General features: G+C 45.0%; 23 protein-coding genes. 15 read left to right on the forward strand and 8 right to left on the reverse strand.

All coding sequences use genetic code 11. The features are described from left to right. Window positions 1-256 precede the first annotated feature (256 nt). Window positions 257-1,654: a PhoH family protein gene (locus ACYX4W_RS06345; protein WP_474808821.1), complete on the forward strand. Its 1,398-nt coding sequence runs from the start codon at window positions 257-259 to the stop codon at window positions 1,652-1,654. Between the two features lie 113 nt (window positions 1,655-1,767). Here the strand turns inward: ACYX4W_RS06345 and ACYX4W_RS06350 are convergent, their stop codons facing one another. The 3 genes from ACYX4W_RS06350 to ACYX4W_RS06360 all read right to left on the reverse strand — a co-directional run bounded on the left by ACYX4W_RS06350 (window position 1,768) and on the right by ACYX4W_RS06360 (window position 6,323). Then, a complete protein-coding gene (locus tag ACYX4W_RS06350) occupies window positions 1,768-2,745 on the reverse strand; it encodes a hypothetical protein (RefSeq protein WP_476075024.1) in 978 nt (325 codons plus the stop codon). A 272-nt stretch (window positions 2,746-3,017) separates the two neighbouring features. Next, window positions 3,018-4,403, reverse strand: coding sequence for a siroheme synthase CysG (gene cysG, locus ACYX4W_RS06355; RefSeq protein ID WP_476075025.1), 1,386 nt, complete (start codon window positions 4,401-4,403; stop codon window positions 3,018-3,020). Window positions 4,404-4,532: 129 nt separating this feature from the next. After that, the gene (locus tag ACYX4W_RS06360; protein ID WP_474853553.1) at window positions 4,533-6,323 is read right to left on the reverse strand and encodes a DEAD/DEAH box helicase; all 1,791 of its coding nucleotides are present in this window, start codon (window positions 6,321-6,323) and stop codon (window positions 4,533-4,535) included. 305 nt (window positions 6,324-6,628) lie between these two features. Between ACYX4W_RS06360 and prsT the strand changes: the two genes are divergently transcribed. Both prsT and ACYX4W_RS06370 read left to right on the forward strand, forming a co-directional pair. After that, on the forward strand, window positions 6,629-9,118 hold the full coding sequence (gene prsT, locus ACYX4W_RS06365; RefSeq protein ID WP_476075026.1) for an XrtA/PEP-CTERM system TPR-repeat protein PrsT: 2,490 nt from the start codon (window positions 6,629-6,631) through the stop codon (window positions 9,116-9,118). After that, a complete protein-coding gene (locus ACYX4W_RS06370) occupies window positions 9,090-9,404 on the forward strand; it encodes a tetratricopeptide repeat protein (RefSeq protein ID WP_476075027.1) in 315 nt (104 codons plus the stop codon). Before prsT ends, ACYX4W_RS06370 begins: the two co-directional genes overlap by 29 nt. 160 nt (window positions 9,405-9,564) lie before the next feature. On the opposite strand, the gene ACYX4W_RS06375 is transcribed toward ACYX4W_RS06370, so the two are convergent. Beyond that, window positions 9,565-10,401, reverse strand: a complete 837-nt coding sequence (locus ACYX4W_RS06375) for an ion transporter (protein WP_476055024.1) — start codon at window positions 10,399-10,401, stop codon at window positions 9,565-9,567. Between the two features lie 187 nt (window positions 10,402-10,588). Between ACYX4W_RS06375 and ACYX4W_RS06380 the strand changes: the two genes are divergently transcribed. Next, a complete protein-coding gene (locus ACYX4W_RS06380; RefSeq protein WP_474808806.1) occupies window positions 10,589-10,741 on the forward strand; it encodes a hypothetical protein in 153 nt (50 codons plus the stop codon). Window positions 10,742-10,868: 127 nt separating this feature from the next. Here ACYX4W_RS06380 and tolC read toward each other — a convergent pair whose 3' ends face one another. Next, the gene (tolC, locus tag ACYX4W_RS06385) at window positions 10,869-12,266 is read right to left on the reverse strand and encodes an outer membrane channel protein TolC (protein WP_474853559.1); all 1,398 of its coding nucleotides are present in this window, start codon (window positions 12,264-12,266) and stop codon (window positions 10,869-10,871) included. A 296-nt stretch (window positions 12,267-12,562) separates the two neighbouring features. Here tolC and nudF point away from each other — a divergent pair, with 296 nt between their 5' ends. From nudF to parE, 5 genes are all read left to right on the forward strand, one after another. Continuing rightward, on the forward strand, window positions 12,563-13,189 hold the full coding sequence (nudF, locus tag ACYX4W_RS06390; RefSeq protein ID WP_476075028.1) for an ADP-ribose diphosphatase: 627 nt from the start codon (window positions 12,563-12,565) through the stop codon (window positions 13,187-13,189). Then, window positions 13,186-13,626, forward strand: a complete 441-nt coding sequence (locus tag ACYX4W_RS06395) for a DUF1249 domain-containing protein (protein ID WP_476075029.1) — start codon at window positions 13,186-13,188, stop codon at window positions 13,624-13,626. The genes nudF and ACYX4W_RS06395 overlap by 4 nt, the downstream gene beginning before the upstream one ends. Continuing rightward, a complete protein-coding gene (locus ACYX4W_RS06400; RefSeq protein WP_476075030.1) occupies window positions 13,623-14,450 on the forward strand; it encodes a metallophosphoesterase in 828 nt (275 codons plus the stop codon). The genes ACYX4W_RS06395 and ACYX4W_RS06400 overlap by 4 nt, the downstream gene beginning before the upstream one ends. Before the next feature lie 55 nt (window positions 14,451-14,505). After that, window positions 14,506-15,087: a YqiA/YcfP family alpha/beta fold hydrolase gene (locus tag ACYX4W_RS06405; RefSeq protein ID WP_474808796.1), complete on the forward strand. Its 582-nt coding sequence runs from the start codon at window positions 14,506-14,508 to the stop codon at window positions 15,085-15,087. Between the two features lie 119 nt (window positions 15,088-15,206). Continuing rightward, window positions 15,207-17,102: a DNA topoisomerase IV subunit B gene (gene parE, locus ACYX4W_RS06410; RefSeq protein ID WP_179982326.1), complete on the forward strand. Its 1,896-nt coding sequence runs from the start codon at window positions 15,207-15,209 to the stop codon at window positions 17,100-17,102. A gap of 105 nt (window positions 17,103-17,207) precedes the next feature. Here the strand turns inward: parE and ACYX4W_RS06415 are convergent, their stop codons facing one another. Beyond that, the gene (locus tag ACYX4W_RS06415; RefSeq protein WP_476075031.1) at window positions 17,208-17,882 is read right to left on the reverse strand and encodes a hypothetical protein; all 675 of its coding nucleotides are present in this window, start codon (window positions 17,880-17,882) and stop codon (window positions 17,208-17,210) included. A gap of 236 nt (window positions 17,883-18,118) precedes the next feature. Here ACYX4W_RS06415 and ACYX4W_RS06420 point away from each other — a divergent pair, with 236 nt between their 5' ends. Together ACYX4W_RS06420 and ACYX4W_RS06425 are read left to right on the forward strand one after the other, a co-directional pair. Further along, window positions 18,119-18,823 (forward strand): HAD family hydrolase, encoded by a 705-nt coding sequence (locus tag ACYX4W_RS06420; RefSeq protein ID WP_476055018.1) that lies wholly within the window; start codon window positions 18,119-18,121, stop codon window positions 18,821-18,823. A gap of 189 nt (window positions 18,824-19,012) precedes the next feature. Beyond that, complete coding sequence (locus ACYX4W_RS06425; protein ID WP_476075032.1) at window positions 19,013-20,308, forward strand: hypothetical protein; 1,296 nt, start codon at window positions 19,013-19,015, stop codon at window positions 20,306-20,308. Between the two features lie 98 nt (window positions 20,309-20,406). On the opposite strand, the gene ACYX4W_RS06430 is transcribed toward ACYX4W_RS06425, so the two are convergent. Next, a complete protein-coding gene (locus ACYX4W_RS06430) occupies window positions 20,407-20,739 on the reverse strand; it encodes a hypothetical protein (protein WP_179982330.1) in 333 nt (110 codons plus the stop codon). A gap of 276 nt (window positions 20,740-21,015) precedes the next feature. Here ACYX4W_RS06430 and ACYX4W_RS06435 point away from each other — a divergent pair, with 276 nt between their 5' ends. Next, a complete protein-coding gene (locus ACYX4W_RS06435) occupies window positions 21,016-21,207 on the forward strand; it encodes a hypothetical protein (RefSeq protein WP_179982331.1) in 192 nt (63 codons plus the stop codon). Window position 21,208: 1 nt separating this feature from the next. Here the strand turns inward: ACYX4W_RS06435 and epmB are convergent, their stop codons facing one another. After that, window positions 21,209-22,234 (reverse strand): EF-P beta-lysylation protein EpmB, encoded by a 1,026-nt coding sequence (gene epmB / locus ACYX4W_RS06440; RefSeq protein ID WP_476075033.1) that lies wholly within the window; start codon window positions 22,232-22,234, stop codon window positions 21,209-21,211. Between the two features lie 36 nt (window positions 22,235-22,270). On the opposite strand from epmB, the gene efp reads away from it, so the two are divergent. From efp to ACYX4W_RS06455, 3 genes are all read left to right on the forward strand, one after another. Further along, on the forward strand, window positions 22,271-22,840 hold the full coding sequence (gene efp, locus ACYX4W_RS06445; RefSeq protein ID WP_179982333.1) for an elongation factor P: 570 nt from the start codon (window positions 22,271-22,273) through the stop codon (window positions 22,838-22,840). A gap of 102 nt (window positions 22,841-22,942) precedes the next feature. After that, window positions 22,943-23,911, forward strand: coding sequence for an elongation factor P--(R)-beta-lysine ligase (gene epmA, locus ACYX4W_RS06450; protein WP_476075034.1), 969 nt, complete (start codon window positions 22,943-22,945; stop codon window positions 23,909-23,911). Between the two features lie 219 nt (window positions 23,912-24,130). Continuing rightward, window positions 24,131-26,596 carry a TonB-dependent receptor gene (locus tag ACYX4W_RS06455; RefSeq protein WP_476075035.1) on the forward strand — a complete coding sequence of 822 codons (2,466 nt, stop codon included), beginning with the start codon at window positions 24,131-24,133 and terminating at the stop codon, window positions 26,594-26,596. The last annotated feature ends 106 nt before the right edge of the window (window positions 26,597-26,702 follow it).

Raw genomic sequence — 26,702 nt, forward strand, 5'->3', positions numbered from 1 at the left:
TTGTTCTAAATGAAAATAAAAAAAGAAAAAACAGTGCTAAATCTTAAAAACTGGATTATGGTGGAATTAAGGGTTCGCTAATTCAACTGACGAACCTTTGAGGCAGAAAGTGTAGTACTGCTTCTCAGTCGACGCGAGTAGGGGAAGAAGTCCTGTTTCGAGCGGCATTCTCCTACAACCGTAACTGTAGCTTGTTAGTGCGCGGGTTCATAAATGAACTATACGCCTAACCTGGCTTTATTTACCGGAGTGAAGGATGCCAAAAAAAAATTCTACCGATACTAAGATTTACGTCCTCGATACCAATATTCTGCTGCACGAACCTCACGCTTTTCTCTCCTTTAAAGAACATGATGTTGTTATTCCAATGACCGTATTGGAAGAACTCGACTACATAAAAGACAGTAAGAAAGACGTGGCGCGCGACGCACGGGTATCCATTCGGGCGATGGAGGACTTACTCCACGACGCAACGCCAGAAGATATGCTTGCAGGTGTATCGATGGAAGGACTTGGCGCGGGGCAAACGGCACCTACAGGTAGCCTATCTATCTTTGCCGACCTTAATATGGTCGAAGCCCAGCAAGTCTTCACCAGCAATGAGAACGACAACCGCATTATTAACGTAGCGCTGCACTTGCAAAAGACCTTTGCGCCGCAAAAAGTGGTGTTGGTAACTAAAGATCTTAACATGCGCCTTAAAGCGAAAGGGGCAGGGCTTGCTCATGTTGAGGACTATCGAACCGACCAGCTTATTACCGATATCAAATATTTATCTCGCGGGTTCCATACCTTTGAGGGAAATTTCTGGGACAGCGTAAAAAGCGTGGATAGTCGTAGTGAAGGTCGAGACACCATTCACACCATACCAAAATCCATGTTGCCCGAGGCGTATGTAAACGAGTTCTTACTCGATGAAACAAAACAGTTTGCAGGTTTAGTTGAAGAGATCACCGACGATCATTTAGAAGTACTGGATTTAGGTTACGAACGCTTAATGGGTCGTCACGCCTGGGGCATTACACCTAAAAATATCGGTCAGGCAATGGCGCTTCATGCGCTGCTAGACCCGCACATTGATATGGTTATTCTCACAGGCCCTGCCGGTAGTGGTAAAACGCTACTTGCGTTAGCGGCAGCCCTTGAAATGGTGGTAGAGCGCAACATGTATGACAAAATCATTGTTACGCGAAGCACGCCAGAAATCGCTGAGTCTATTGGCTTTTTACCGGGTACTGAAGAAGAAAAGATGTTGCCTTGGTTGGCAGCGATTACTGACTCACTTGAAGTACTTCACAAGCATGATGAAAACACCAAAGGCTCTATGAACTACATCATGGAAAAGGCCAATATCCAGTATAAGTCGGTAAACTTTATGAGAGGTAGAAGTATTCAAAATGCCATAGTGATTTTGGATGAGTCGCAAAACTTAACCGCGTCACAGCTTAAAACTATCATCACCCGTTGTGGTGAAGGAACTAAGCTCATTGTAGGTGGTAACCTGGCGCAGATTGATAGTAACTATCTGAGCGCCGTGACCTCTGGGCTTACTTATTTGGTAGAGAAGTTCAAGGACTTCTCGGGCAGTGCCACCATTAATCTAGATGGCGTTGTAAGAAGTCGACTAGCGAGCTTTGCTGAAGAAAACCTCTAGCGAGTTACTCTTCCCAAGTATTTTATTTAAAGCGCCTTAATCAAAAAGGTGCTTTTTATTTTTACATTCAGTGAAGATATTTTCCCAATACACCAAGGATGAATTTGTTCCTTTTATTCGACAGTTTCCACTTGATAGCGCCCGGTGACAATGTGGCGTTCGGTATCTTCAGATACTTGTCCAAATGGAATGAGTGCTGGGCCAGTGGGGTCGTAGAGCACGTAAGTATCGCCTTCGTGCTCTATAGTTCTGTCATCGGCCATGGGCGTCAAGGCAATGCCGAGCAAGGCATGATTTGGCAAAAATACCATGATCATTTTCGTGGACGGTAAAAATGCGCGCACCATCGACGATGCCAGTACTGCCTTACTATCGCAATCACCAAGGTTCTGCATAAGTACGCTGACAGGCGGCGCATAGCCAGAGCCATTACTTACTACTCTGTCTTCTAATGTGTCGTAAGGGATACTTTGAAGCCAACTAAGAAGTAGTGAAAAATATCCTCTGTAGTCTGACTGTACGTTCACCTTTTCATAAAACGCCTGCGATGCTGCTATTAAAGGCTTTACCGACTCGGTAACATATCGCACATGATCGGGTTTTATTGCTTGTTGATTAAACAAGGTAGTGAAGCGGGTAAAGTAATTATCTTGCAAGTACTTATCGTACTCTTGCTGCTGAATAGCTTTTAAATTATTGAGTATTTCTTCAACTTGCGCTTCGTCTGAGCCTGTAACCTGAATATCAATAGACTCTTTTTTTGGCGTTATCTTCACACGCGCAACTTTTGGGTCTATTTTTTTTGCTTCTTTAGTTAATGCAACAATAATGTATCGCTGTGCTATTTTCGGTTTGTAGTTAGCTTGCTGAGAAGGGGCTTCTTTTAATGCACTTTTAGATAACTCAAAAGAAATAGATTGTCGCCTGTTATCGTTATCTAGCCATTCGTAGCTAAAATTTACCCCCGTATCCGTGTTAACTTTGCTGTATTTGAGTTGTTCGCCGTGTGCAGCAGTCACTAAACAGAGGCTAGAAAACAGCATAAGCATGCTGGCTGGTTTTAATGTGCAGAGCACGTGAAATTGAGACACGAATACATATCTTTTCAACGCATTTCCAATCGCTGTATGTGCACCGCCCTTCACATTGTTTACCACATCATTTCCCACATATTCATCACATTACTGAGTATGCGCACCTATATGTAAAAAACAAGTTTATGCTGAATTTGGTCTAAGGGGATTGAGAGACGAAGCCACGTTAAGGTGTTCTTTGGATAAAACGCAGCCTTCGGCTGCTAGAACAAATAAACCCCTCCGGAAAAAAGAGGGGTTTATGATCAATCTGAGGTGACTTATGTCGCCTATTCTTGAAACCAGTTCAACTCATCGTGAAGGCTTACTACGCTACCCACAATAATGAGTGTAGGTGGCTGAAGCTGCGCTTTTTCCTGCTTAACGACAATGTCTTCAAGTGTACCGGTTAACACCTGCTGCTTCTCAGTGGTGGCTGACTGAACCAGTGCTATTGGCGTTGAGGCATCAAGTCCGTGTTCAATCATTTTTTCACAAATGATAGGCAAACCGGTTAGCCCCATGTAAAACACAGCGGTTTGATTTTTTTGCGCAAGGGCAGGCCAGTTAAGTTCTATAGTGCCGTTTTTTAAATGGCCAGTAGCAAACACCACAGACTGTGCATGATCTCTATGAGTAAGTGGAATGCCTGCATAGCTTGATGCGCCGCTTGCTGCGGTAATGCCGGGAACTACCTGAAACTCAATACCGTGCTGAATAAGAGTTTGAATTTCTTCTCCACCACGCCCAAATATGAAGGGGTCGCCGCCTTTTAAACGCACCACGCGATTACCTTTTTTCGCTTCATCAACCATCAGCTGATTAATATCGTCCTGAGGAAGCGTGTGATTGCTTTTAGCCTTACCTACATAGATTTTCTCCGCATCGCGACGCACAAGCTCAAGAATTTGTGGGGAAACTAAGCGGTCGTAAACAACAACGTCAGCTTTTTGCATTAAGCGAAGGGCGCGAAAGGTAAGCAAGTCTGGATCGCCAGGACCTGCCCCTACCAAATACACTTGCCCTTCGACTTTTTTGTCTTCAGCGGCAGCTTGTAGTGCTAAGTCAAACGCTTCATCAGCTTTTTGGTCTTGGCCCTTTTCAACCATTTCCGCGATATCGCCGTCAAGTACGTCCTCCCAAAAGTAGCGTCTTGCGGTTACACCGTTAAGCGTCTGTTTTACTTTTTCGCGGAATTTTTCAGAAAACGCGCCCAATCTACTTAAATTGGCCGGCAGAACAGTCTCTAATTTCTGACGTAAATAACGCAGCAGAACCGGCGCAACACCGCCACTGCTCATAGCAATAATAATGGGAGAGCGGTCAACAATAGAAGGGGTAATAAATTGGCATAGTGGCGTGTTATCTACCACATTAACCAAAACTTTGTTGGCGCGAGCTAAGTCGTGAATATACTGGTTAACATCGCCTTTATCCGTGGCAATAAACACCATGTCTTTATGGGTAAGGTCGCTATTTTCAAACTCACGTTCTATCAGCGTGACTTTCTCATTTAACGCTAGTTGCTTAACCGTGTCACAAACCCAAGGTGCAACCACTGTAATGGTTGCAGGCGTCTTCATAATAAGCTCTAGCTTACGGGCTGCCACTTCACCGGCCCCAACAATAAGGACATTGAGTTTTCTAGCGTCTAGGAATAGCGGAAAGTAATCCATAAAGGTTTTCTTAGCTTTAAATACAAAAAAAGAACTGACACTATTTTGCGCCAATTCTTTTTAATTAGAAAACAACGAAAACAGCCTTCATATTGCAATTAGTTATATAAAGGCTGAATGTGTTGCTATTTAGTTCTTACGCTTACGGTTTTCGCGGTCTCCGCGATTGCCTCGGTCTTCACGGTTGCCGCGAGGTGCTCTGTCACCGCGATTACCACGATCGCCACGACCTTCTCGCTTAGCCGGTGGCGTATCAGACCATTCGCGAATATTTAAACGCTGACCTGCAACACGTGTGCCTTGAAGCGTATCGCGGGTTTCCTTAGGCATGCCGTCAGGAAGGTCTACCGTGCTGAAGTTGTCATAAATTTCGATAGCACCAATGTGCTTCGAGTTTATGTTTGCTTCGTTCGCAATAGCGCCTACGATATTGCCAGGCTTAGCGCCGTGAACATGACCTACTTCAATACGGAAGCGCTGCATGCCTTCTTCTGGCTTGCGGTTGCCACGTGGCACTCTTGGCTTTCTTTCGCGACCATCACGAGAGTTTCTATCACGGTTGTCGCGCGGAGGCTTGCTATTAATGTCTGGTCGATCTGATTCTTTAAGAATTAACGGCTCGTCGCCTTGCGCAATTTTAAGTAGCGCAGCCATGATGGTTTCAGGCGATGCTTCGTTTTCTTCTTTAATCATCTCAACAATAGGCATTAATGATTCAATGCTATCGTCTTGAGTTGCTTCGGCAACTGACTGCTTAAAGCGGCTTAAACGGGTCTCATTGATTTCGCTAATTGAAGGAATAGGCATCGCTTCAATAGGCTGCTTAGTGGTTTTCTCAATCGAGAACAACAAGCGCTTTTCACGGTGAGAGATAAATAAGATTGCATCACCTTGACGACCAGCACGACCGGTACGACCAATACGGTGTACATATGACTCACTGTCATACGGGATATCGTAGTTGATAACGTGGCTTACACGCTCAACGTCAAGACCACGGGCTACTACGTCAGTAGCTACAAGAATGTCGATCTTACCCTGTTTAAGCTTTTCAACAGTACGCTCACGGGCGGCCTGAGGAATATCACCGTTTAGCGGCTCTACATCGTAACCACGCGCAGACAGTTTATCTGCTAATTCAACAGTAGCGGTTTTCGTACGTACGAAAATGATCATGCCGTCGAACACTTCCACTTCCATGATGCGGGTTAGCGCTTCAAGTTTATGGTGTGGTGCAATTTGGCAATAGCGCTGGCGAATAGTGCTAGCTGTACTTACTTTAGACGCAATTTTAACGTGCTTAGGGTCTTTTAAGTAACGCTGAGTAATTTTCTTAATTGGACCAGGCATAGTTGCCGAGAACAGCGCGGTTTGGCGCTCTTCTGGTGCGTGGCTAAGAATAAGTTCAACGTCATCAATAAAGCCCATGCGAAGCATTTCGTCAGCTTCGTCTAACACTAAGAACTTAAGTTCGCTTAAGTCTAGTGTTTTGCGCTTTATATGGTCAATGATACGGCCTGGTGTACCTACAACCACTTGAACGCCACGCTTAAGCTGGCGAATTTGGTTGTCGTACGACTGACCGCCATATACTGGAAGTACTTTAATTTTTTGACTAAAGCTCGCATAAACCTGAAACGCCTCTGCAACCTGAATAGCTAGTTCACGGGTTGGGGCCAATACCAGTAATTGCGGCTTACGTTGCTCAGGATCGATATTTGCCAACATAGGCAGGGCAAACGCAGCGGTTTTTCCTGTCCCTGTCTGTGCCTGACCGAGTAAATCGTGCCCTTCAAGAATAAGAGGAATACTCTCAGCCTGAATAGGAGACGGTTTCTCGTAGCCAACTTTTTCAAGGGCTTGTAAGATTGGTTCTGGTAAATTGAGGTCTTTAAATGTCATGTCGACAGTTGTGGTCATTAAGGGTCCTGGTGCATTAAGTAAGGAGGGTGCGGCATACGACTAAACCGTACTTTTTCGGTTTATTATCGCAAGACGCTATACAGCGTTGAACTGGCCTGTCCGGCGAGTTAATGAAGCGTATTCTTAGCGTATTTCGCGATATGCTTGCCAGCAGTGTTGCAAAAAACCGTATTATATTCGAATAATGGACAGGTTGCCACGAAATTGCACAAATTCGATGAAATAATAAGCAGTTTAGTCAGTGCTTTTGACAAAGAGCAGGAATGTGACGACAAAAATTTGAGGAAGGGCAAGGAATTACAATGACAAAGCATAGAACTAATAAATTAATTAAACGCACCACGTTAGCCGTTATGTTAACCAGTGCACTTTTGTCAGGGTGTAGCGAGAAGTCGATGGAAAGCCATTTGGCTGATGCGAGAAACTATGCCTCTCAACAGCAGTTTGATGCCGCCATCGTTGAATACAAAAACGCTATTCAAAAGGGCCCTAATGTGGCAGAACCTCGCTTCGAGCTAGGAAAACTGTACCTACAACAAAACAATTATGCGGCGGCAGAAAAAGAACTTAACAAAGCAATGGACTTAGGCCATCCCGTTAGCCAAGTTATTCCATTGTTATCTGTTGCCTATCAACAGTCAGGAGCAGAAAACGCCCTCGCTGAAGTGGATTATCGCGCAGAAGGAATGACCGCGGTTGAATCAGCAGAAGTGGGCTTTTATAAGCTCCAAGCTCTTATGCAACTTGGTAAAAACGAAGAGGCGCAAGCGCTTCTAGCCGATCTTTCTACCCTAGATACCAGTTCGGTTTACAAAGGCCTTATTGATAGTTATGCCTTTGTGCTAGAAAACGATATGGAAGGCGCATTAGCCGCAACAGAAGCCTTGCGTGAGCAAGCGCCAACCAACAAAGACGTATTGCAACAGCTTGCCAAAATTTACCTGCAAAATGGCGAACCTGAAAAAGCCGCAGAGGTATACGGCGTTTATGTTAGCCAGTTTCCAGATGACGTTACCAGTAAATTTGCGTATGCCGCGCTTCTTATTGAAATTAGAGATCTGGATAAAGCTCAGCCTATTGTCGATGATTTGTTGGTGCTAAACGAAAACCATCCGCTGCTAAATACTTTCAAAGGCATTATTGAGTCGGCCAACGAAAATTACGCGAAAGCCCTTGAGCACCTAGAAATTGCCGTTCAAAACGGTAGGAGCGATCAGGTTGTGCGTTTGGTTGCGGGTTTTAGTGCGTATCAAATTCAAGACTTCGAAGCAGCCCAGCGCCACTTAACCATGGTGGCGTCTAGCTTGCCTGATAATCACCCTGGTCTTCGAATGCTGGCAGACAGTATGCTCCAACTAGGTGAAAACGATGAGGCTCTTGAAGTATTAGCAAGAGTTGAAGGTGAGCAGGGTGTTGATGCGGCCCTGTTTTCGAAAGCCAGTTACCAGTTGCTTAGAGAAGGCAACGTCGTTGGCGCTCAGCAAATGGTAGAAAAATCAGAAGGGGTCAGCACAACAGCTGAAGACTTATCTCGTTTAGGTGTGTTACAGCTTTCATTAAACGACATTGATGGATTAGTAAATCTTGAACAGGCGGTTGAGCAAGCGCCTGAGTCTGTCACTTCACAAGCAACCTTACTGCGCGCCTACATAGCGACTAACCAACTCGATAAGGCGAAAAGTGCGGCAAAAGAGTGGCATGAAGCGTCGCCACAGACTGCCGCTCCCTTAATTTATTTGGGTAACATTGCAACGGCAGAAGGCGCTTATCAAGAAGCAGCGCAGTACTTAGACAAAGCGAGCGAGCTTAGCGACGCTGGTAACGAGGTTACGTACTCAAGAGCTAAATTGCTTGTTGCCGAGGGCAAGAAAGAAAATGCAGTTGCGTTTATTCGCGCTTTTATCGACGAGAACCCTGCTGACGTCCAAGCACTGGCGCTGTGGTTTGCGTTGGCAATGGAAAGTGGTGATGCCGACGACGTTGTTAAGCATACCCAAGCACAGTTTAATACCAATAAGGGCAATATTAACCTGCGCCTTTTACTTGCAAGAATGTATTCGCTTAATAACCAGCTAGATAAAACTGTCTCGCTGTTGACGGCTGTTGAAGGTGACGAGTCATCGCCTCAGACTTTCTGGAATTTAAAAGGCCAGGCACTTATTGCTACTAATAACGTAAAAGATGCAACGACCTTCTTTGATCGCTGGTTATCATTTTACCCACAAGATAAAAATGCTGTATTGGGCAAGCTACTTATCGTCGACTCTCAAAAGCAATTCAAGCAAGGATTAGAGTTAACAAACAAGGTATTGTCTAAGCGCCCAGACGCTCAATTAACGCTGTTGAAAGCTTATTTTCATAGCCGTCTTGGTCAGTCAAAACCGGCATGGGAGATTATCAACAATGTCTCTGACGAGGTTAAGGCATTGCCGTTTGTAAGAGGCGTTATTGCACGTTTACATCTTATAGATAAAGCGCCAGAGCAGGCCGTTGACCACGCAAAGGCGGCTTATGATGCCACTTCAAACTCAGACAATGCTTTGCTGCTTGTTGCCGCCCTGGAGATGTCAGGTAAAAAAGAGCAAGCGTTTAGCTTTCTACAAAAGCACGTAAATGCGCACAATAACGATGTACAAAGTGCAATGCTGTTAGCTGAGCGTCAAATTGGTAATGATAGAGCCGCAGCCATTGATACCTATGAGCTTATACTTACTAAAACGCCTGATAACTTTGTGGTGCTTAACAACTTGGCGTATTTAGCGTTTGAAGATAAAGACCTTCAGCGAGACTGAAGAGCTAGCGAAAAAAGCGGTATCGCTGCAGCGTGAAAATGCTGATGCTGTAGACACATTAGCGCAGATTTATATCGCTAAAGGTGAGAAAGAAGAAGCGCTAACCCTGTATGAGCAAATATCAACAGGCCCCATTGCTAGCGATGAAGTGTATTTAAATCACGTAGCTTTGTTACTTGAACTCGATAAAAAGGCCTTAGCGAAGCGACGCCTAGCAAGTAGGGAGTTCACCTCTGAAGCTGCAAAGCAAAGAGTAGAAAGCCTAAAGCAGCAATACGGCGTGTAAGGCATTTTAGTAAAGTTTTTAGCTAACCCGGTTAGCTTTCTTTAGTAACGAAAACTGAAATGAAAGAAGGCCACTTATCGTGGCCTTCTCTTTATGGTTGCCTGCCTGTCTGCTTGGGTAGCTTCTGATTTACTAGCTGTGTCTAGACAGCCTCTGGCAGTTATTCTCTGCTATTTTGTGACGCGACCTGCGCTTTTAGCTCTCGCAACTCTTTGAGCACATCATGCAGTGTAGGTTCGATATTGCCTTGTGCGATTTGCTCTTCAAGTAAGGCAGCTTCTTTTTCTGCTCTTGCCTTTTCGTTTTCTCTTTCCATCACATTGACCACAATACCAATTACCATATTGAGGAATGCGAAGGCGGTAAAGAAGATAAAAGTTAAGTAAAAAATCCAGCTGAGTGAGTACACTTCTTGAGTTTCGTACATCACATCTGTCCAATCTTCGAAGGTCATGATCCTAAAGAGTGTCAGCATAGAAATAGTGATATCGCCCCACAGCACCGGATTAATGTTTTCAAATAGTGTGCTGCCTACCGCTGCGTATATATAGAAGATGATAAACATCAGCAGCATGACATAGCCTAGCTGAGGGAGAGCTTTCACTAGAGAAACAAGTAATATTCGAAGCTCTGGGATGATTGAAATCATACGAAGCACGCGGAAGACCCGCACTAAACGCGCAATCAGCGCAAGTTCAGTGTCGTCTGCCGGGATTAGACTGATAACTACAATGAGGGTATCAAACCAGTTCCAGAAACTTTTGAAAAAGTAACGCTTTTGCTTTTCCGCTAAAAAGCGAATTGTGATTTCAGTTAGAAAGAAAGCGCTGATAAACCAGTCTAAAAACAACGTAATAGATGACATGCCGGTAGGTAGTTCATAGGTCTTCGCACCGACTAATAGCGCCGATATCACGATGACGCTGATAACAAAGGCTTCAAACCATTTGTTTGCTCTTATGCGCTCAAATTTATTTTGTAGTTCAGAGGCTTGCATTTTTATTTATCACTCAAGAAAAAACAATAGACCAAGAGGCTTGTCGTAAGCTTACTTGGCGTTATACTAAAGTTGTTGTTCGCACACATTATGCGCGAAAATGTAGGGGCAAAAAGGCGACTTTAAAGCCTTAAACCCGGCAAAAACAACATCACTAAAAATAGAGACAAATCTAAAGGGCATAATCATGGATGATGAGTTACAGCTGTTGCAAGAGAAATTACGCGTCGTTTCAATGCGTTTATCTAATTTTGTAATGACTAAACAAAACGCTGAAGCATTATGTGATGAATATCGGCAGTTGTTGGGCGCATTAAAGAAGTTCTCTTGCGCAAAATAGCGAGTAGATATTCCTGCTAAACCTCAAATCACCAATTTTCAAATACCGGAGTAGGCACAAAAAAGGGCAGCCAGTCGCCACCCTCTTTATGTCGTACTCAAATGCTTACTTAGCGGTATAAAACAACCTACTGGTCGTTATTGCTCTCGACCGGCTTGAGACCGCGGTTGATCATAGCCACATCTTCACCTGTAAGGGTTCCCGCCGCTTGCTTAAGTGTAATCACAGACTGAATAAAGTCATAGCGAGCACCAGCAAGGTTACGACGCGCATCAAACAGGTTACGTGTGCTATCAAGTACATCAACGATAGTACGTGTACCTACATCAAATCCAGCTTCTGTTGCTTTAAGGGCGCTGTCTGCCGACACAACAGACTGCTCTAGAGCGCGAATAGTAGAGATAGACGCTTTTACGTTGTTAAACGAGCTACGAACCGACTGTACGGTCTGACGATACGTCTGCTCTGCAGCTTGGCTCGCAGCAACGTAGTTGTACTTCGCCTGCGATGTTTGCGCGCTAACACTGCCGCCTTGGTAAATAGGTACGTTCAGAGAGATACCAATTGACTGGCTATCTAGATAAGGGGTTTCATAACCAAATGGGGTCGTTGAGCCATCGTCGTTAAGAATTTCAGCGTCTACATCGTCTTTCGAACGGCCATAGCTGCCTGACAAAGATAACGTTGGCAAGTGACCAGAACGTGCGATTGCGATGTCTTCTTTCGCCACGTCCATAGCTAAGCGGTCTACCAACAATGCTAGGTTTTTGTCTTGGGCGGTTTCTAACCAGCTATCTACGGTTTCAGGTACCGGCATTGTGGCCGAGAAATTATCTTTATTTAAACCATAAAGACGGTCGTGATATTTACCTGTAATCACGCGCAGCGCTTCAAGGGCAAATTCAAGTTCGTTTTTAGCCTGAATTTCCTGAGCGACTGTGCTGTCGTAGTTTGCTTGTGCTTCATGCACGTCTGTAATCGCAGTAAGACCCACTTCGAAACGTTGACGTGTTTGTTCAAGTTGACGTTCAATCGCACGTTTTTCTGAACCTACAAACTCTACGTTGTCGCGGGCGCGCAATACGTCAAAATAAGCAGTAACTGTACGTACAATTACATCCTGCATGCTTGCTGCAAGCTGCGCATCGCTTTGTTCAGCAATTTTTTCAGCGCGATCTAAGCCCAGCCAGTTAGCGTGGTCATACAACGACATCGAAAGTGTTAACCCGTAGTCAATGGTGTCTACTTCTGTATCTGTCGTGAATACCTGAAGGCCATTGTCACCGGCAGCCTGTTGAAAGCGTTCGGAATCTGACATGGTGTAGCCCACAGAGCCAGAGATTTGCGGTAGTAGGCTTGCGCGGCTAATACTAATTCCTTCAAACGCAGCATCACGTTGCGCTTTCGCTTGGTTTACCAATGGATCGTTTGCCAGTGCTTGTTGATATACCTGTAGTAGGTCATCGGCTAGTGCACCAGTTGTCATCGAAACACCGATAACCAGCGACAGAAGTGTTCGTTTCATGCTTACGTCTTCCTGTTGTGTTCAAGTTGCGTCGTCACTTTTTTGTTAAGACGACTTATTAAAACCAAGTGTATGAAAATTCAACCACAAACCGAAAGTCCAAACTCGTAACAGTATTCGATTAACTGTAACAGAATATGTGATCTACCCACGCAATTTTTATAGTAATAGACGACTTGTAATATGAGTTTTCTGTTATTCGTACACACTCAACATCGCATTTTTCATGCGTATACATGGTTGGTGTGTAAATGTACTATGTATGATAAATCTATTTGAACCATAAGTGTCAGCAAATGAGCAAGGAAATCCTTTCATTTACCTCAAATGACGTCGAAATTACCGACATTAAGCCAGTGTATCGTGGTTTCTTTACCATGAATCAGTATCAATTTAAGCACAAGTGTTTCAATGGAGAATGGAGCGACACGGTTACACGCGAAATTTTTGAACGCGGCCATGCGGTGGGCGTTTTGCCCTACGATCCTATTCTGCAAGAATTCGTGCTAATTGAGCAAGTTAGAATTGGGGCGTTAGCTACATCTTCAAGCCCTTGGTTAATAGAAATTATCGCAGGCATGATAGATAAAGGTGAGACTCCAGAAAATGTATGCCATAGAGAGTCCATGGAAGAGGCGGGAATAGAGTTACAAAACTTGACCAAGGCCTTAAGCTATTTATCGAGTCCAGGTGGTACCACGGAAAGATTACATATATTTATAGCAAAGACTGATGCTAGTAAAGCGCAAGGCATTCACGGCCTAGAAAGTGAGTCTGAGGATATCAAAGTGCATCGCGTAAAAGAGAATACCGCTCTTGAATGGTTGGAAAATGGCCGTATAGACAACGCCGCAGCAGTAATTGCGCTACAATGGTTCTTTATGCATAAAACACAACTTCTGGAGCAGTGGCAGACATCGTGACACAACGCAATCAACGAAAATACATCCCTCATCTTCCGTCAATGCAGGCGCTTTGCGAACTGAACTATGCTTATGTTCTTAGAATGCTACCTGACTGCGATACGGAAGATTTGAGTTATGAATTTTCCGTTGGCGTGGGATTGGCCTATGAGATTAGGATAGTGGACTCTGCTCGCTACACCAGCACGTTGAGCATAAAACAAACCACTAAAGACATGCCCTCGTACCTAACGCCAAGTATGACGGTTCGCCTATATCATGATGCCCGCATGGCTGAAGTGATAAACAGCCAAAATACAGGGGCCCTTGAGCCTTCCTATGAATACCCTAATTTGAAGATGCGCCAGCGCAACGAAAAGCATATGGTAAATATCTTTTTAGCTGAGTGGCTAAACTTTTGCCTGCAACATTCAACAAACGTTCCCTCTGAAGCGTGATATCACTAATACAGATAAGTGATTGCCACTTATTTAAGGATAAAGACAAGACCGGTTATGCAGGTATAGCGCCTTACCATTCACTAACGCGAGTGCTTATCGCTGTTCGAGAGGACCTTGCAGATATTGCTGACTCAAAAAAACAGAGCGCTAATCAAGGCAACAACGGGCAAGAACAAAAAGTGATAGTGTTGGTTACTGGTGATATCAGCGGCGATAACTCCCCCGAAAGCTATCAGCATTTTACCGCATTGATGAAGCAATACATCGAGCCAGAAAATATAGACTGGTTTGTTCTTGCTGGAAATCACGACAATAATCCGCATTTCGAAAGCTATCTCGGTAGCCGTCACTTACAAAGCACCAACCCGATAAGCTTTTCAAACTGGCAAATACACGGTATGGATACCCGCGCTTCAGGCAATGTGCACACGGCTGCAGGCGAGGTAAAAGGCAACGATTTAATTGCGTTAAAGCAATCGCTAGATGCATCTTCGCACGTTAATCATCTTGTTGCGCTTCATCACCATATATTGCCTTCGAAAAGCTGGATGGATAAACATTTTTTGGCTAATGCACAGCACCTTGAGTGGCTTATCAATGAATATCCGCAAATAAAGGCGTTAATTCACGGTCATATTCATTCGCCATTGCGCCAACACATAGGAACGAATAGCACGCCTTCTTACGGGAGCCCTTCTACCTGCTGGCAGTGGCGAATGCGTGCTGAATTCGGTGTAAGCGAAGACTCACCTGGGTATCAGCTGATTAACTTAATGGATAATGGAACGGTAGACGTTAGGGTTACCGAGGTCTGGGTTTGAAATAGTCCAAAATACAGAGAACAACACAGTAGAGAGCAACATAGTAGAGAACAGTATGCAGCACATTTTATATCTTCATGGCTTTTTGAGCTCGCCGAAGTCGATAAAGGCCCAAGCCACTAAACAATATTTTGAGCAGCATCACTCAAACGTCACCTTACATATACCTGAACTGTCTAACTTTCCTAGTAAAGTTGAAAGTCAGCTGCTTGAGCTTATTGATAGCACCCCGGCACTGCTTGAAAACGGGCTTAAACTGATTGGTAGCTCAATGGGCGGCTATCTCTCTACCTTTTTACTTGAGAAGTTCGGTGGTAAAGCCGTATTAATAAATCCAGCGGTACGCCCCTATGAACTGCTGCAAAACTTCATAGGCTCTCATGAGAACCCATACAGCAGAGAAAAATTTGAGATAGTAGAAAGCGATATGGGGGTGATAAAAGCCTTAGAGGCTGCTTCAATTAAACAGCCATCTAGTTACAAAGTGCTGCTTCAAACTGAAGATGAAACCCTAGACTATCGCTTGGCTGCAGAGAAGTACCAGAAAAGTCACTTACTTATTGAAGAGGGTGGTGATCACAGCTTTGTTGGTTACGAAAACCACTTACCTGCTATCGCAGAGTTTTTGCTAAAATAAGCGCATTGCCAGTCTTTACTAGCCCTGCTAACATCAAATATACGCCGTGCAGTGCTGTAATTGCTCACAGTAGTGCGTGCTTTCTTTCCTTATCGCTGGCTTAAATAACAACCATAACTATGTCAAATCAATATAATTCAGAAGCTATCGAGGTTTTAAACGGCCTTGACCCCGTAAAACGCCGTCCAGGTATGTATACCGACACCACCCGCCCAAATCATTTAGGGCAGGAAGTCATCGATAACAGTGTGGATGAAGCGCTCGCCGGCCATGCCTCTAATATCAAAGTTATTTTGCATGAAGACCAATCGTTAGAAGTTATTGATGATGGTCGTGGTATGCCGGTGGATATACACCCTGAAGAGGGAATATCGGGCGTAGAGCTTATATTATGTAAGCTTCACGCGGGTGGTAAATTTTCAAATAAAAACTATGCCTTCTCTGGTGGTCTTCATGGGGTGGGGATCTCGGTAGTTAATGCGCTTTCAACCCGCGTTGAGGTGACGATAAGACGAGATAGTAACGTATATCAAATCGCCTTTGAAAACGGCGACAAGGTAGAAGATTTACAGGTTATCGATACTTGCGGCAAGCGCAACACAGGAACCCGTGTTCATTTTTGGCCCGACCCGCAATATTTTGATTCTGCTAAGTTCTCGGTTAGTCGTCTTGTTCATAATCTGCGTGCCAAGGCGGTATTAAGCCCTGGCTTACGCATTCGCTTTGACAACAAAATTACCAAAGAAAGCCAAGAGTGGTATTACGAAGACGGCCTTAAAGACTATCTTTACCAAGCGGTAGAAGAGTTCGAAACTTTACCGTCAGATACGCCATTTGTAGGCACGTTCAGTGGCAATACGGAAGCGGCGGATTGGGCTGTGATGTGGTTGCCCGAAGGTGGTGATTTGGTCACTGAGAGCTACGTTAACCTTATCCCTACCGCGCAAGGTGGTACACACGTTAATGGATTGCGCCAAGGCTTACTGGAGTCGATGCGCGAATTTTGCGAATTTAGAAACTTAATGCCCCGTGGCGTTAAGCTATCGCCGGACGATATTTGGGACCGCTGCGCCTATATCCTTTCAACTAAAATGCAGGACCCTCAGTTCGCAGGTCAAACCAAAGAGCGTCTGTCTTCACGTCAGGCCAGTGCATTTGTATCGGGTGTGGTGAAAGACGCATTTAGTTTGTGGCTAAACCAGCACACTGAAATTGCTGAAGCGCTGGCTGAAATGTGTATTAACAATGCACAGCGTCGTCTTCGACAGGTGAAAAAAGTCGCCCGTAAAAAGGTTACTCAAGGCCCTGCATTACCGGGTAAATTAACCGACTGCTCGTCACAAGATATCTCTTACTCTGAGTTGTTTTTAGTAGAGGGTGACTCGGCAGGTGGCTCGGCTAAACAAGCGCGTGACCGAGAGTTTCAGGCAATCATGCCCCTGCGCGGTAAAATCTTAAATAGCTGGGAAGTCGACTCTTCTCAGGTGCTGGCATCACAGGAAATTCACGATATTTCTGTGGCGCTGGGTATAGATCCAGATTCAACAGACCTGTCTGGTTTACGCTACGGTAAAATTTGTATTCTTGCCGATGCTGACTCGGATGGGCTACACATTGCAACCTTGCTATGTGCACTCTTTGTACGTCATTTCAGAACCTTAGTAGAGCAAGGCCATGTGTATGTGGCTATGCCGCCGCTATTTAGAATAGATGTAGGCAAAGAAGTTTATTACGCCTTAGATGAGGGAGAAAAGCAGGGGATTCTGGATCGTATTGAAGCAGAAAAGAAACGCGGAAAAGTGAACGTACAGCGCTTCAAAGGCTTGGGTGAAATGAACCCGCTACAGCTTCGCGAGACGACAATGGACCCGAACACCCGTCGCCTTGTTCAGTTGACTATTGAAGATGCTGAAGAGATGATGGAGTTAATGGATATGCTGCTTGCTAAGAAGCGTTCTGGCGATCGTAAAACGTGGCTTGAAAGCAAAGGAAATATGGCAGAAGTTGCGCTATAGCGAGGCTCTAGCGCTTGTAAGAGCTAACGCGCAGAATCAACGTCGATGCTTTAAAAGTTAGTCAAAAAGCAAAACGTCAAAAAGTGAATAGAAAACGCCGAGAGACTATCCTGAAACATGGAGTTCTCGGCGTTTTAGTTTGTGCATCTGCAACAAAATACTGCCGCGCATTATGACACTGGTGCCGTTTAAGATGAGTAGCGGCCAGCTTTGGCTTAACGGCATTGTTAAGCCGAACATTAAGGTGCTAACGTCTTTAATCAAGATGTTTCGAAATAACGCAAAGGACAGCGAGCCTACTTTTTGTCTACGCTGCAACACAAGCCACTGATGCAGCGAACCTTGAAATAATATGACGGTGACTACCAGCATCAACGTGTTTGCGCCCAATTGCGCAAGCGTTGGGAAGGGGCGAAAAGCGATGGAAAGGGTACCGCCAACAAGCGCAAGCAAAGCAATAGCGGCAACGTAGCCTGAAATAGTAGTGCGCCTATGTTGCCATATCTTCCAAATTATTATGAGCGTAAGAATGAGCGCGCCAAAACGCGTCCAAACCAAGTAATGGTTAAAAGGCTCTACCGAAATGCCGAATAGGAAAATAGAGAAAAACGCAAAATAGCTAGATCCAAACTGGTTTAGCGACAGGCTGTGGTTCGCATCACTTTGCTCGCTCGCAACGTGCACTTGGTGGTGCGTCATAGCTTTAATTTGTGACCATAAGCCTAACCATGTCAGTAAAAAAAGCGCGGCACTGGCAAAGCCTAAAATGTGGTAAAGCACGCAGTTAGCTCCACGTAAAAAAATTTCAAACTGGTGAGAGGCTCTCAGTGTACCACAGGAGTAGCTGGCCTAGTCTCTGCATCATTTGTCATTGGTAATGACTACGTTGTTTCACCTTCTCGAAATGAAAATAGCGGACAATAGACAGAGACAGGATGATATCGGTTTTTCGGTGCTGATAGCATTCTATGTATTCTCAACATCGAAATTTAGTTTCAATAGCAAGGAGGTTTATTTTGGCATTGCATTCAGTTTCTTCATCTACACGCCAGTTAGCGGTGAGCGATAACACCACAACGCTGTTATTTGACCACGATGGTACTCTGATTGACTCAGAAACCGTACATTTTGACCTTTGGAAAGACATTTTATTGAAATATGATGTTGAGCTAAGCAAGGATTTTTATTGCGAAGTGATGGCGGGGATACCGGTCAAACAAAATGCAGTGGACTTAGTTGAGCATTTTAATATTGATATAGAGCCGCAGTTGCTGGCTCAGCAGAAACACAAAAGCGTGAGCGACTACCTCGACAAGCAAGCTTTTCCTTTGATGCCATTTGCTAGGGAGACCATTACACAATGTGCAGACAAGGGATTTACTATTGGTATTGTGACCGGGGGAAGTAAAAAGGCAGTAGAAAAAACGTTATCTCAATATGAGTTGAGTGATTATATTTCCTGTGTGGTGGCCGTAGAGGACGTAGAAAACAGTAAGCCCTCCCCAGATTGTTATGCCCTTGCAATGGATAAGCTAGGTAAATCGCCTAGCGAGTGTGTAGCCATTGAAGACACGCAAACCGGCATGACAGCGGCACTTGAGGCAAAGTTGGCTTGTATTGTAATACCTACAGACTTATCGCAGCATCACGATTTGTCCCGTGCTACTGTGCGTTACGATAGCTTGAAAGAGTGGAGCGATAGTGAGCTCAAGACACGTTGATTAATAAAGATACGTTAATTAAAAAGGTTATATACGACCAACTTGTCATTCCACTTGTCACTGGTGGCGCGAAAATAGATAACGTAGTATAACCAGCATCTTAGCGCCTATTGTGTTTCGTTTCACAACAACGCATTTAGGCGCTAACTCCTTTTTATTAGTTGTAATTACAGGTAAAGCTGATTTCTTATGATTTTGCGTAGCCTCAAATGGCTTTTAATAACTATCGCCATCATCCTTGTTCTGCTTGTAGTAGGCGTGGCTACGGTTACCGTTATGGCTGTACAAAAAGCGCCCTTGGTAGCATCGACAGCGCCCACACAACTAGATGGTGCTGACAGTGTTAACGAACTGCTCGGCCAGCTTAAACAGGCATTTTCACGCCGAGAAGAAGGTCATCAAGTTACGCTTACCGAAACTCAAGTCGAAAGCCTGGTGGGCGTGTTACAGCGGGCCTTACCGGAGTTTAAAGGCGTAGTAAACATCACCCCATTGGGTGGTACTGTAAATGTTACTTACGCCATTGATAATACAGGCTATTACATTAATGCCTCGGCATTAGTATTACCCGGAGATAGCTTGCGTATAGAGCAAGTTCAAGTAGGTGACTTAACCATTCCGGGCCGTTTTTTACTCGACTTTTTAGAACGCACGGTGAACTCTTATACCCAATCAGAAATAGCCACTATTGCGTTATCTCGAGTTGAACGCGTTACCATGGGGCGCGGTGAACTTACCCTTGATGTTGGGCGCTTAGATGAGCTGCTAAGTGAGCTAAACGTTGTGACTTCAAATATGTCAGTCAGCGAACAAACCGAGCTTCAGCAACTATCAGCCTATTACCTACGTTATTTATCGGGAAGAGAAATAGCTTTATCAAACAAACCGGTTTCTCTTACTGAATACTTGCGTGAAGGGATGGCTAGAGCGCGAGAGCAAAGTCAAACGTCGCAAGATGCGGTACTTCACAACAATGCTGTAATTCTCGCGCTAGCGGTTTACGTGGGTCATCACCGCGTGGGTGCACTGGTTGGCGATATCCAGCCAGATCCCGATAGGGCGTTAAAGCCGCGTAGGGGCGCGGTACTTCATAATCGCAATGACTTGGCTCGTCACTTTATTATCTCTGCGGCATTAGAGCTAATGGCCGAACAAGGTATGTCCCTAGCAATTGGCGAGTTTAAAGAATTAATGGACCGAGGCAACGGTGGCTCGGGCTATAGCTTTGTAGATTTAGCGGCAGATATGTCGGGCACTGAGTTTGCGAAAGTTGCTACAAATCCAAGCACCGCAATGGAAGTACAAAACGCCATGGCACGCATTCAAAGTGAACTTGAAATCATCCCGCCTATTGAAGGTCTGCCTGAAGGCTTGAGTAAGCAAGCCTTCACTGAACAATATCAGCGCGTGGACAGTGAATCCTATTTAAAAGAAGTAAAGGAAATTAAGCGTAGAATCAGCTTGCTGCCGCTTTACCAAAAATAAGCGCTAAGGCATGTAAGAGTGCGCCGAAACTAAGGCGCTAATCTATAAAAAAGCCCGCTGTTAAAGCGGGCTTTGTTTTACTCAGTTGCCGTTCTAGGCTACTTTTTAGCAAGAGACTGCTGAAACTGTGCAATGGTTACAAGGGCCAACTCAATTTTTTTAACCAAAGGCGCAAGTGCCTGCTTAGCGGCATCGTCATCCAGTTCCTTTAGCGATTGCCAGTCATTCGCTATCTCTTGTACATAGGGGCCAAAGCGCTTGGCTGATGTGGTAAAACCGCTATCGTCAGCGAATACGGCTGCAAACTTACCTTTTTGATCGCGCTGTAAGTTATCTAAAACCTGGTCGGCATCAACGGCTTTGCGGTGCAGCGTTTGAAGTGTTTCTTGAAGTTGTTGATGGACAGCTTGCATCTCTTGGCTCTGTTGCATGTTCACGCCTTTTGTTTCTAATGTAATCCTGTGCACGTGTTAGTCGCACACTTAATGTTCATATATTGCGCAGCTATCATTTATGCTACGGCAAATGTATTACGGTAAATAATGGTTAAAGTTTCGCCTTTCAAGGCCGATAACTTACCGATGTTGTAAATTACAAAACCTACGGTTCACTAACGAACTCGCTGTTTACGTAATGCTCAACACATCGTAAGGGTGGGCAATTCTGCCCATTTTTTTACTTTGCTACAAGCAACAAAGGAAAATGGTATGGATCTACAAGGTGCTAGTGCCTCTGGAGCGTCCGGTGCGTCACTTGAGTTGGCCTCTCTTAAGTTGGCAAAAAGCCAACAAGAGCAAGAGGGTAAAGCGTCGCTTCAGCTGCTGGAATCAGCCGCTGACGTACCAAAACCGTCATCTTCAAACCCCGCGTTAGGCGCCAACATCGATACCTACGCGTAAGTTACGGATGCAAATGTAAGTCGATAGGCGTTTTGCCAGGTTGACCGCCAATTTCTCTCACCAGTTTTGGCACTAAAAAGCCTGGCAGACGCTTTATCGCTTCTTCCATAATCAGGCGACCTTCATCGTCGCTGACATAAAAATGGCTTGCACCCTGCACTTTATCTAATACGTGTAAGTAATAAGGCAGGACACCCGCTTCAAAAAGTGACTCGCTTAAGTTACTGATGGCCTCGCCAGAATCGTTAATGCCTTTAAGTAATACCGACTGATTGAGCAAAGTCACGCCCTTGTCTCGCAATGTGCGCAGTCGACTTTTTAAGGGCTCAGAGACTTCATTCGCGTGGTTCGCGTGCAGCACCAGCACTTTTTGAAGCGGCAAGGCCGTAAACCATTCAATAAAGTCATGGCTGATTCTTTCTGGCAATACCACAGGCAAGCGGCTATGTATGCGCAAGCGTTTTATGTGGGGAATGGCGGCAATTTCATTAGCTAACCACGACAAATGATCATCTTTCGCCATAAGTGGGTCGCCGCCGGAAAAAATCACCTCGTTAATCTTGCTGTTACTGCGAAGGTATTCAAGTACATCAAGCCACTGATGTTTACTTACCGAATTGTCGGCATACGGGAAGTGGCGACGAAAACAGTAACGGCAGTTTACTGCACAGCCAGTGCGTACCATCAACAGCACACGAGAATCGTATTTATGCAAAATACCCTTGCCTGCGGTGTCGTGCTCGTCTAACGGATCTTCGCTATAGCCCGGCGAGGTGAGAAATTCGTCGCTAAGCGGCATAACCTGTAAAAACAGGGGGTCGTTAGGGTTTCCCTTTTCCATAAGGTCTGCGAAATGCCGTGGAACACGCATAGGAAACAGACGGCGCGCTTTAATGTGTTGAGCGTATTTTTCTTCGTCTAAACCTAAGTGCTGCAACAGTTTTGCAGGATCGGTGTAGCTACTTGCTAATTCTTTTTGCCAGTTATGCTCTACAGAAATCGGTTTTTTAGGTATTATTTGTTCCACGAAACTTTTTGTACCTTATGTTTAGACAGAGGAATTATGGCTAATTACAGCACTAACGAGTTCAAAGGCGGCCTGAAAATCATGCTGGACGGCGAACCTTGCAACATTCTAGAAAACGAATACGTAAAGCCGGGTAAGGGCCAAGCGTTTAACCGCGTAAAAATCCGCAAGCTTATTTCAGGTAAAGTTTTAGAAAAAACTTTCCGCTCAGGTGAATCAGTAGAAGGCGCTGATGTAATGGATACAGAGCTTGCCTACTTGTACACCGACGGCGAATTCTACCACTTTATGAACAACGATACATTCGAACAAATCGCTGCAGACGAAAAAGCGGTGGGCGAGAACCAAAAGTGGTTGGTAGAAAACGACGTTTGTACTATTACACTGTGGAATGGTTCTCCTATTACGGTAACGCCACCTAACTTTGTTGAGCTAGAAATCACTGAAACGGACCCGGGTCTTAAAGGTGATACAGCAGGTACGGGCGGTAAACCAGCGACACTTAGCACGGGTGCAGTTGTTCGCGTTCCTCTATTCGTACAAACAGGTGAAGTTATCCGCGTTGATACGCGCTCTGGCGAATATGTGTCTCGTGCACAAAAATAATAGCGAAAACTAAAGCGCTATACGCGCATATTGTTTACGTATAAAAGCCGGTGCCTCGTGTACCGGTTTTTTGTTTAAGCTTTACTATTTAGGTTTTAATACATGCAACCTTGGCAGCCGACTACCACACATGATGCGCGTGTAGCGCGTGCAGAATTACTCAGAACCATCCGAGAGTTTTTTTACGCAAGAAACGTGTTAGAGGTAGACACGCCTTTACTTTCAAATGGCACAGTTACTGACGAACACCTAGATGCGTTTGATACACAGTTTAATTTTGCCTCATCTGGTAAGCCAAGTAAGTTGTATCTTCAGACCTCGCCAGAATATGCCATGAAGCGTTTACTGTGTGCTGATAGCGGCAGTATTTATCAAGTATGTAAAGCGTTTCGCCACGAAGGGGAAGGGCGCTGGCACAACCCAGAATTTACCATGCTAGAGTGGTATCGCTTAGGCTATGATCACTTCGCTTTAATGGACGAGGTTGACGCCTTATTGCAAGAAACCTTAAACACCGCCTCAGCCGATAAAATGACTTATCAGCAAGCCTTTCAGCACTATCTAAATATTGACCCACTAAGCGCTAATGATGAAATTTTGCTAAGCGCAATGGAGCAGCACAGCATAGATATTCATGCGCCACAAAGCCTTAGCTATGACAGCAAATTACAACTGTTATTTAGCTATGTTATCGAGCCTGAAATCGGTATTGAACGGCCTTGTTTTGTCTACAACTTTCCGGCCTCTCAGGCTGCGCTTGCAAAGTTAAGTTCTGCTGATGAGCGGGTGGCTGAACGCTTTGAGGTGTATTACCAAGGCGCCGAACTGGCCAACGGCTTTCATGAGTTAAGTGCGGCGAAGGAGCAAAGGCTTCGCTTTGAGACAGATAACGAAAAGCGCAAAGAAAACGGGTTGCCAACAAAGCCCATTGATGAGAATTTTTTAAGTGCCCTTGATGCTGGGTTGCCTGCATGTGCAGGCGTAGCCTTAGGTGTCGACAGGTTACTGATGTTGAAAACAGGCGCGTCACATATTAAAGAAGTCATTAACTTTAATGTAAGTAGAGCTTAAGCACTTTTGCGTATGTTGGGGCGAAAAGTGTTAACTTTGCACCTATACCAGTCTGTATAGGTAATGATCTATGCGGACTGGTATTAGATAGTCACAAAACATTAAATTACGTTAGAACAAAGGGAAGTTACGCTAGCCCGCGGTTGACATAAGTAGGTCAATGCTGAAAAATGTTATAACATCACTAGATAATGTTATAACATCCTTGAAGGAAACCTCATGAAAATGCGTTCGCTGCTAAGTTTGTCCATAGCAGGGCTTTTAAGTGCGCCTGTGTATGCCACTACAGTCACGGGAAAAGTAACCGATACTGCTGGCCAACCAGTTGCTGGTGCAGAAGTTAAAATTGAAGGTAGCCGTCGCGTGGCTTACACCGATGAAAATGGCGTTTACCGTTTTGACGATGTTAAGCAGCCACATATTCATTTACATGTTTATTCTTCTAACTACATTCATGGTGATAACGACCTAGGCGACGTAAACGCAGATCAAAACGTCGATTTTGTTTTGCAGCCAGCATCTGTTGAAAATATTGTTGTAACCGCTAATGCGCTTCAATCATCAGTACTTGAATCGGTTACACCTGTAACTGTTATCGGGGCTGATAAACTACGTAAAATAGAAGCGCCAACCCTAGGCGAGACCCTTAAAAACGCGCCGGGTGTACACAGCACGTATTTCGGTCCAGTATCAAGTAGCCCAGTTATTCGCGGCAACGATGGTCCTCGCGTAAAGATAGTTCAAAACGGCTTAGATGTTTCTGACGTATCGCGCGTTGGGCCAGACCATAACGTAGCGACTACGCTTTCAAGCGCAACCCAGGTGGAAGTACTTCGCGGCCCAGCAACACTCCAATACGGCAGCGGTGCTATCGGTGGTGTGGTTAACGTAGTAGATAAACGCATTCCCCAGTACCAAATAGACGGCGTAGAAGGTGAAGCAGAAACCAGCTACAGCACGGTTAACAATGGTTCGTACACTCGCGCTGATGTGACTGGCGGTAGTGGCAATATTGTGTGGCATGTAGACGGTTTCTATCGCGATACAGATAATGCTGACATCCCAGGCTTCGCGTCTATCGAACCTGATGAAGATGAGCCTTACGGTGAATTAGAAAGCAGCGCCATGGAGACCCGCAACGTGGTTGCAGGCCTATCTTATGTAGCAGAAGAAGGTTACTTCGGTTTCGCGGTTGAGCAGTTAGACAACGAGTATGGCGTACCGGGCCACAGTCATGAGCACGAAGAAGAACATGACGAAGACGAGCATGATGAGCTTGATGGTGACCACGACGAAGACGATCACGATCATGAAGAAGAAGGCGTGCTACTTGATGTAGATATGACTCGCTACCAAGCAGCCGGTGAATGGCATTCTCCTTTCGAGGGACTAACTAACCTTAAATTTGCCGCGGCTTATACCGATTATGAGCACGCAGAAATTGAAGACGGCGAGCCGGGTACTGTATTCACAAACGAATCAAGCGACATTCGCTTGTCGGCTTATCATGAAGAAATAAACGGATGGCACGGCGTATTCGGGTTACAGTTTAACCATAGCGATTATAATGCTGTCGGCGAAGAAGCTTTCACGCCAGCCAATACCACGTCAAGCTATGCACTTTATGTCGTTGAGCAGAAAAAAGTAGGTGACGTTACCTTTGAATTAGGTGGCCGACTTGAACGCACAACCTTGGATGCTGAAGCAAGCGAAGTAGAGCTTGACGTTTTACATGAAGATGAGGAACACGAAGGCGAAGAGCATGAGGGTGAAGAACATGAAGAGCACGCTGTTGCCTTCAACTTCCCTGATTATGACTTCACCAGCCTGTCGCTTTCAGCGGGTGCCAACTGGGAATATCAGGAAGGCCATTCAATTGCAGTGACTTTATCACGCAGTGAACGCGCGCCTAGCCAGCAAGAACTTTTCTCTGCAGGTCAGCACTTAGCAACTCAAAGCTACGAAGTGGGTCTGGTATTCGATATGGACGAAGAAGGCCATATTGAAGAAGACTTAAGAAGCGTTAACGAAGAAGTTAGCACCAACCTAGATATTACTTTCCGTAAATTTACCGGAAGCTGGGGTTACAGCGCATCTTTCTTCTACAATCAGGCTGATGACTATATTTTCCAAACGAGTACGGGTTTGCTTGCCCTAAGCGAACACGAACATGAGGAAGAGCACGACGAGCTTGAAGAAGAGCATGACGAACATGAAGAACACAGTGATGAAGAGGGCACGCCGATTTATTACTTCCAACAGGCTGACGCTGACATCTGGGGCTTTGAAGCAGAAACTTATGTAGACTTAACAGACACGCTACGCTTAACTGTATTTGGCGACTATATTCGCGCAGAAGTAGAAGATGACAACCTTCCACGCACGCCACCTATGCGCTTTGGTAGTGAAATAAGCTATGTGAACGATGGTTTAAGTGCTGACGTGGGCTTTACATGGTACGACGATCAAGATGAAGTGGCGTCGTTCGAAACCTCAACCGATGGCTACACCTTGGTTGATGCTAGCGTTCAATACGAATTTGGTTCGCAAGGTATCGATTGGGTGCTATTTGCTCGTGGTGAAAACCTGACTGATGAAGAAGCTCGTGTTCATACATCTTTCTTGAAAGACCAAGCACCGCTTCCAGGTAGAAACTTTACTATGGGTGTGCGAGCCTTGTTTTAATTAGCGACGTTACTGTAGTAAGCAAAGGCGGTGTAACGTGTTACACCGCCTTCATCATTTATGAAGCGTGAAAAAATATTTATGCAGTTTGAAAAAATGCGTAAAG

Source organism: Alteromonas sp. ABH4_454 (assembly GCF_056311775.1).

Excerpts from the sequence above, each read along its gene's own strand:
- ACYX4W_RS06375 (WP_476055024.1), bottom strand. The coding sequence starts at position 10,401 with ATGCAAGCCTCTGAACTACAAAATAAATTTGAGCGCATAAGAGCAAAC.
- ACYX4W_RS06435 (WP_179982331.1), top strand. The coding sequence starts at position 21,016 with ATGGATCTACAAGGTGCTAGTGCCTCTGGAGCGTCCGGTGCGTCACTT.
- ACYX4W_RS06430 (WP_179982330.1), bottom strand. The coding sequence starts at position 20,739 with ATGCAACAGAGCCAAGAGATGCAAGCTGTCCATCAACAACTTCAAGAA.
- epmA (WP_476075034.1), top strand. The coding sequence starts at position 22,943 with ATGCAACCTTGGCAGCCGACTACCACACATGATGCGCGTGTAGCGCGT.
- ACYX4W_RS06345 (WP_474808821.1), top strand. The coding sequence starts at position 257 with ATGCCAAAAAAAAATTCTACCGATACTAAGATTTACGTCCTCGATACC.
- ACYX4W_RS06360 (WP_474853553.1), bottom strand. The coding sequence starts at position 6,323 with ATGACCACAACTGTCGACATGACATTTAAAGACCTCAATTTACCAGAA.
- ACYX4W_RS06455 (WP_476075035.1), top strand. The coding sequence starts at position 24,131 with ATGAAAATGCGTTCGCTGCTAAGTTTGTCCATAGCAGGGCTTTTAAGT.
- ACYX4W_RS06380 (WP_474808806.1), top strand. The coding sequence starts at position 10,589 with ATGGATGATGAGTTACAGCTGTTGCAAGAGAAATTACGCGTCGTTTCA.
- prsT (WP_476075026.1), top strand. The coding sequence starts at position 6,629 with ATGACAAAGCATAGAACTAATAAATTAATTAAACGCACCACGTTAGCC.
- cysG (WP_476075025.1), bottom strand. The coding sequence starts at position 4,403 with ATGGATTACTTTCCGCTATTCCTAGACGCTAGAAAACTCAATGTCCTT.
- efp (WP_179982333.1), top strand. The coding sequence starts at position 22,271 with ATGGCTAATTACAGCACTAACGAGTTCAAAGGCGGCCTGAAAATCATG.
- tolC (WP_474853559.1), bottom strand. The coding sequence starts at position 12,266 with ATGAAACGAACACTTCTGTCGCTGGTTATCGGTGTTTCGATGACAACT.
- parE (WP_179982326.1), top strand. The coding sequence starts at position 15,207 with ATGTCAAATCAATATAATTCAGAAGCTATCGAGGTTTTAAACGGCCTT.
- ACYX4W_RS06425 (WP_476075032.1), top strand. The coding sequence starts at position 19,013 with ATGATTTTGCGTAGCCTCAAATGGCTTTTAATAACTATCGCCATCATC.
- ACYX4W_RS06405 (WP_474808796.1), top strand. The coding sequence starts at position 14,506 with ATGCAGCACATTTTATATCTTCATGGCTTTTTGAGCTCGCCGAAGTCG.
- nudF (WP_476075028.1), top strand. The coding sequence starts at position 12,563 with ATGAGCAAGGAAATCCTTTCATTTACCTCAAATGACGTCGAAATTACC.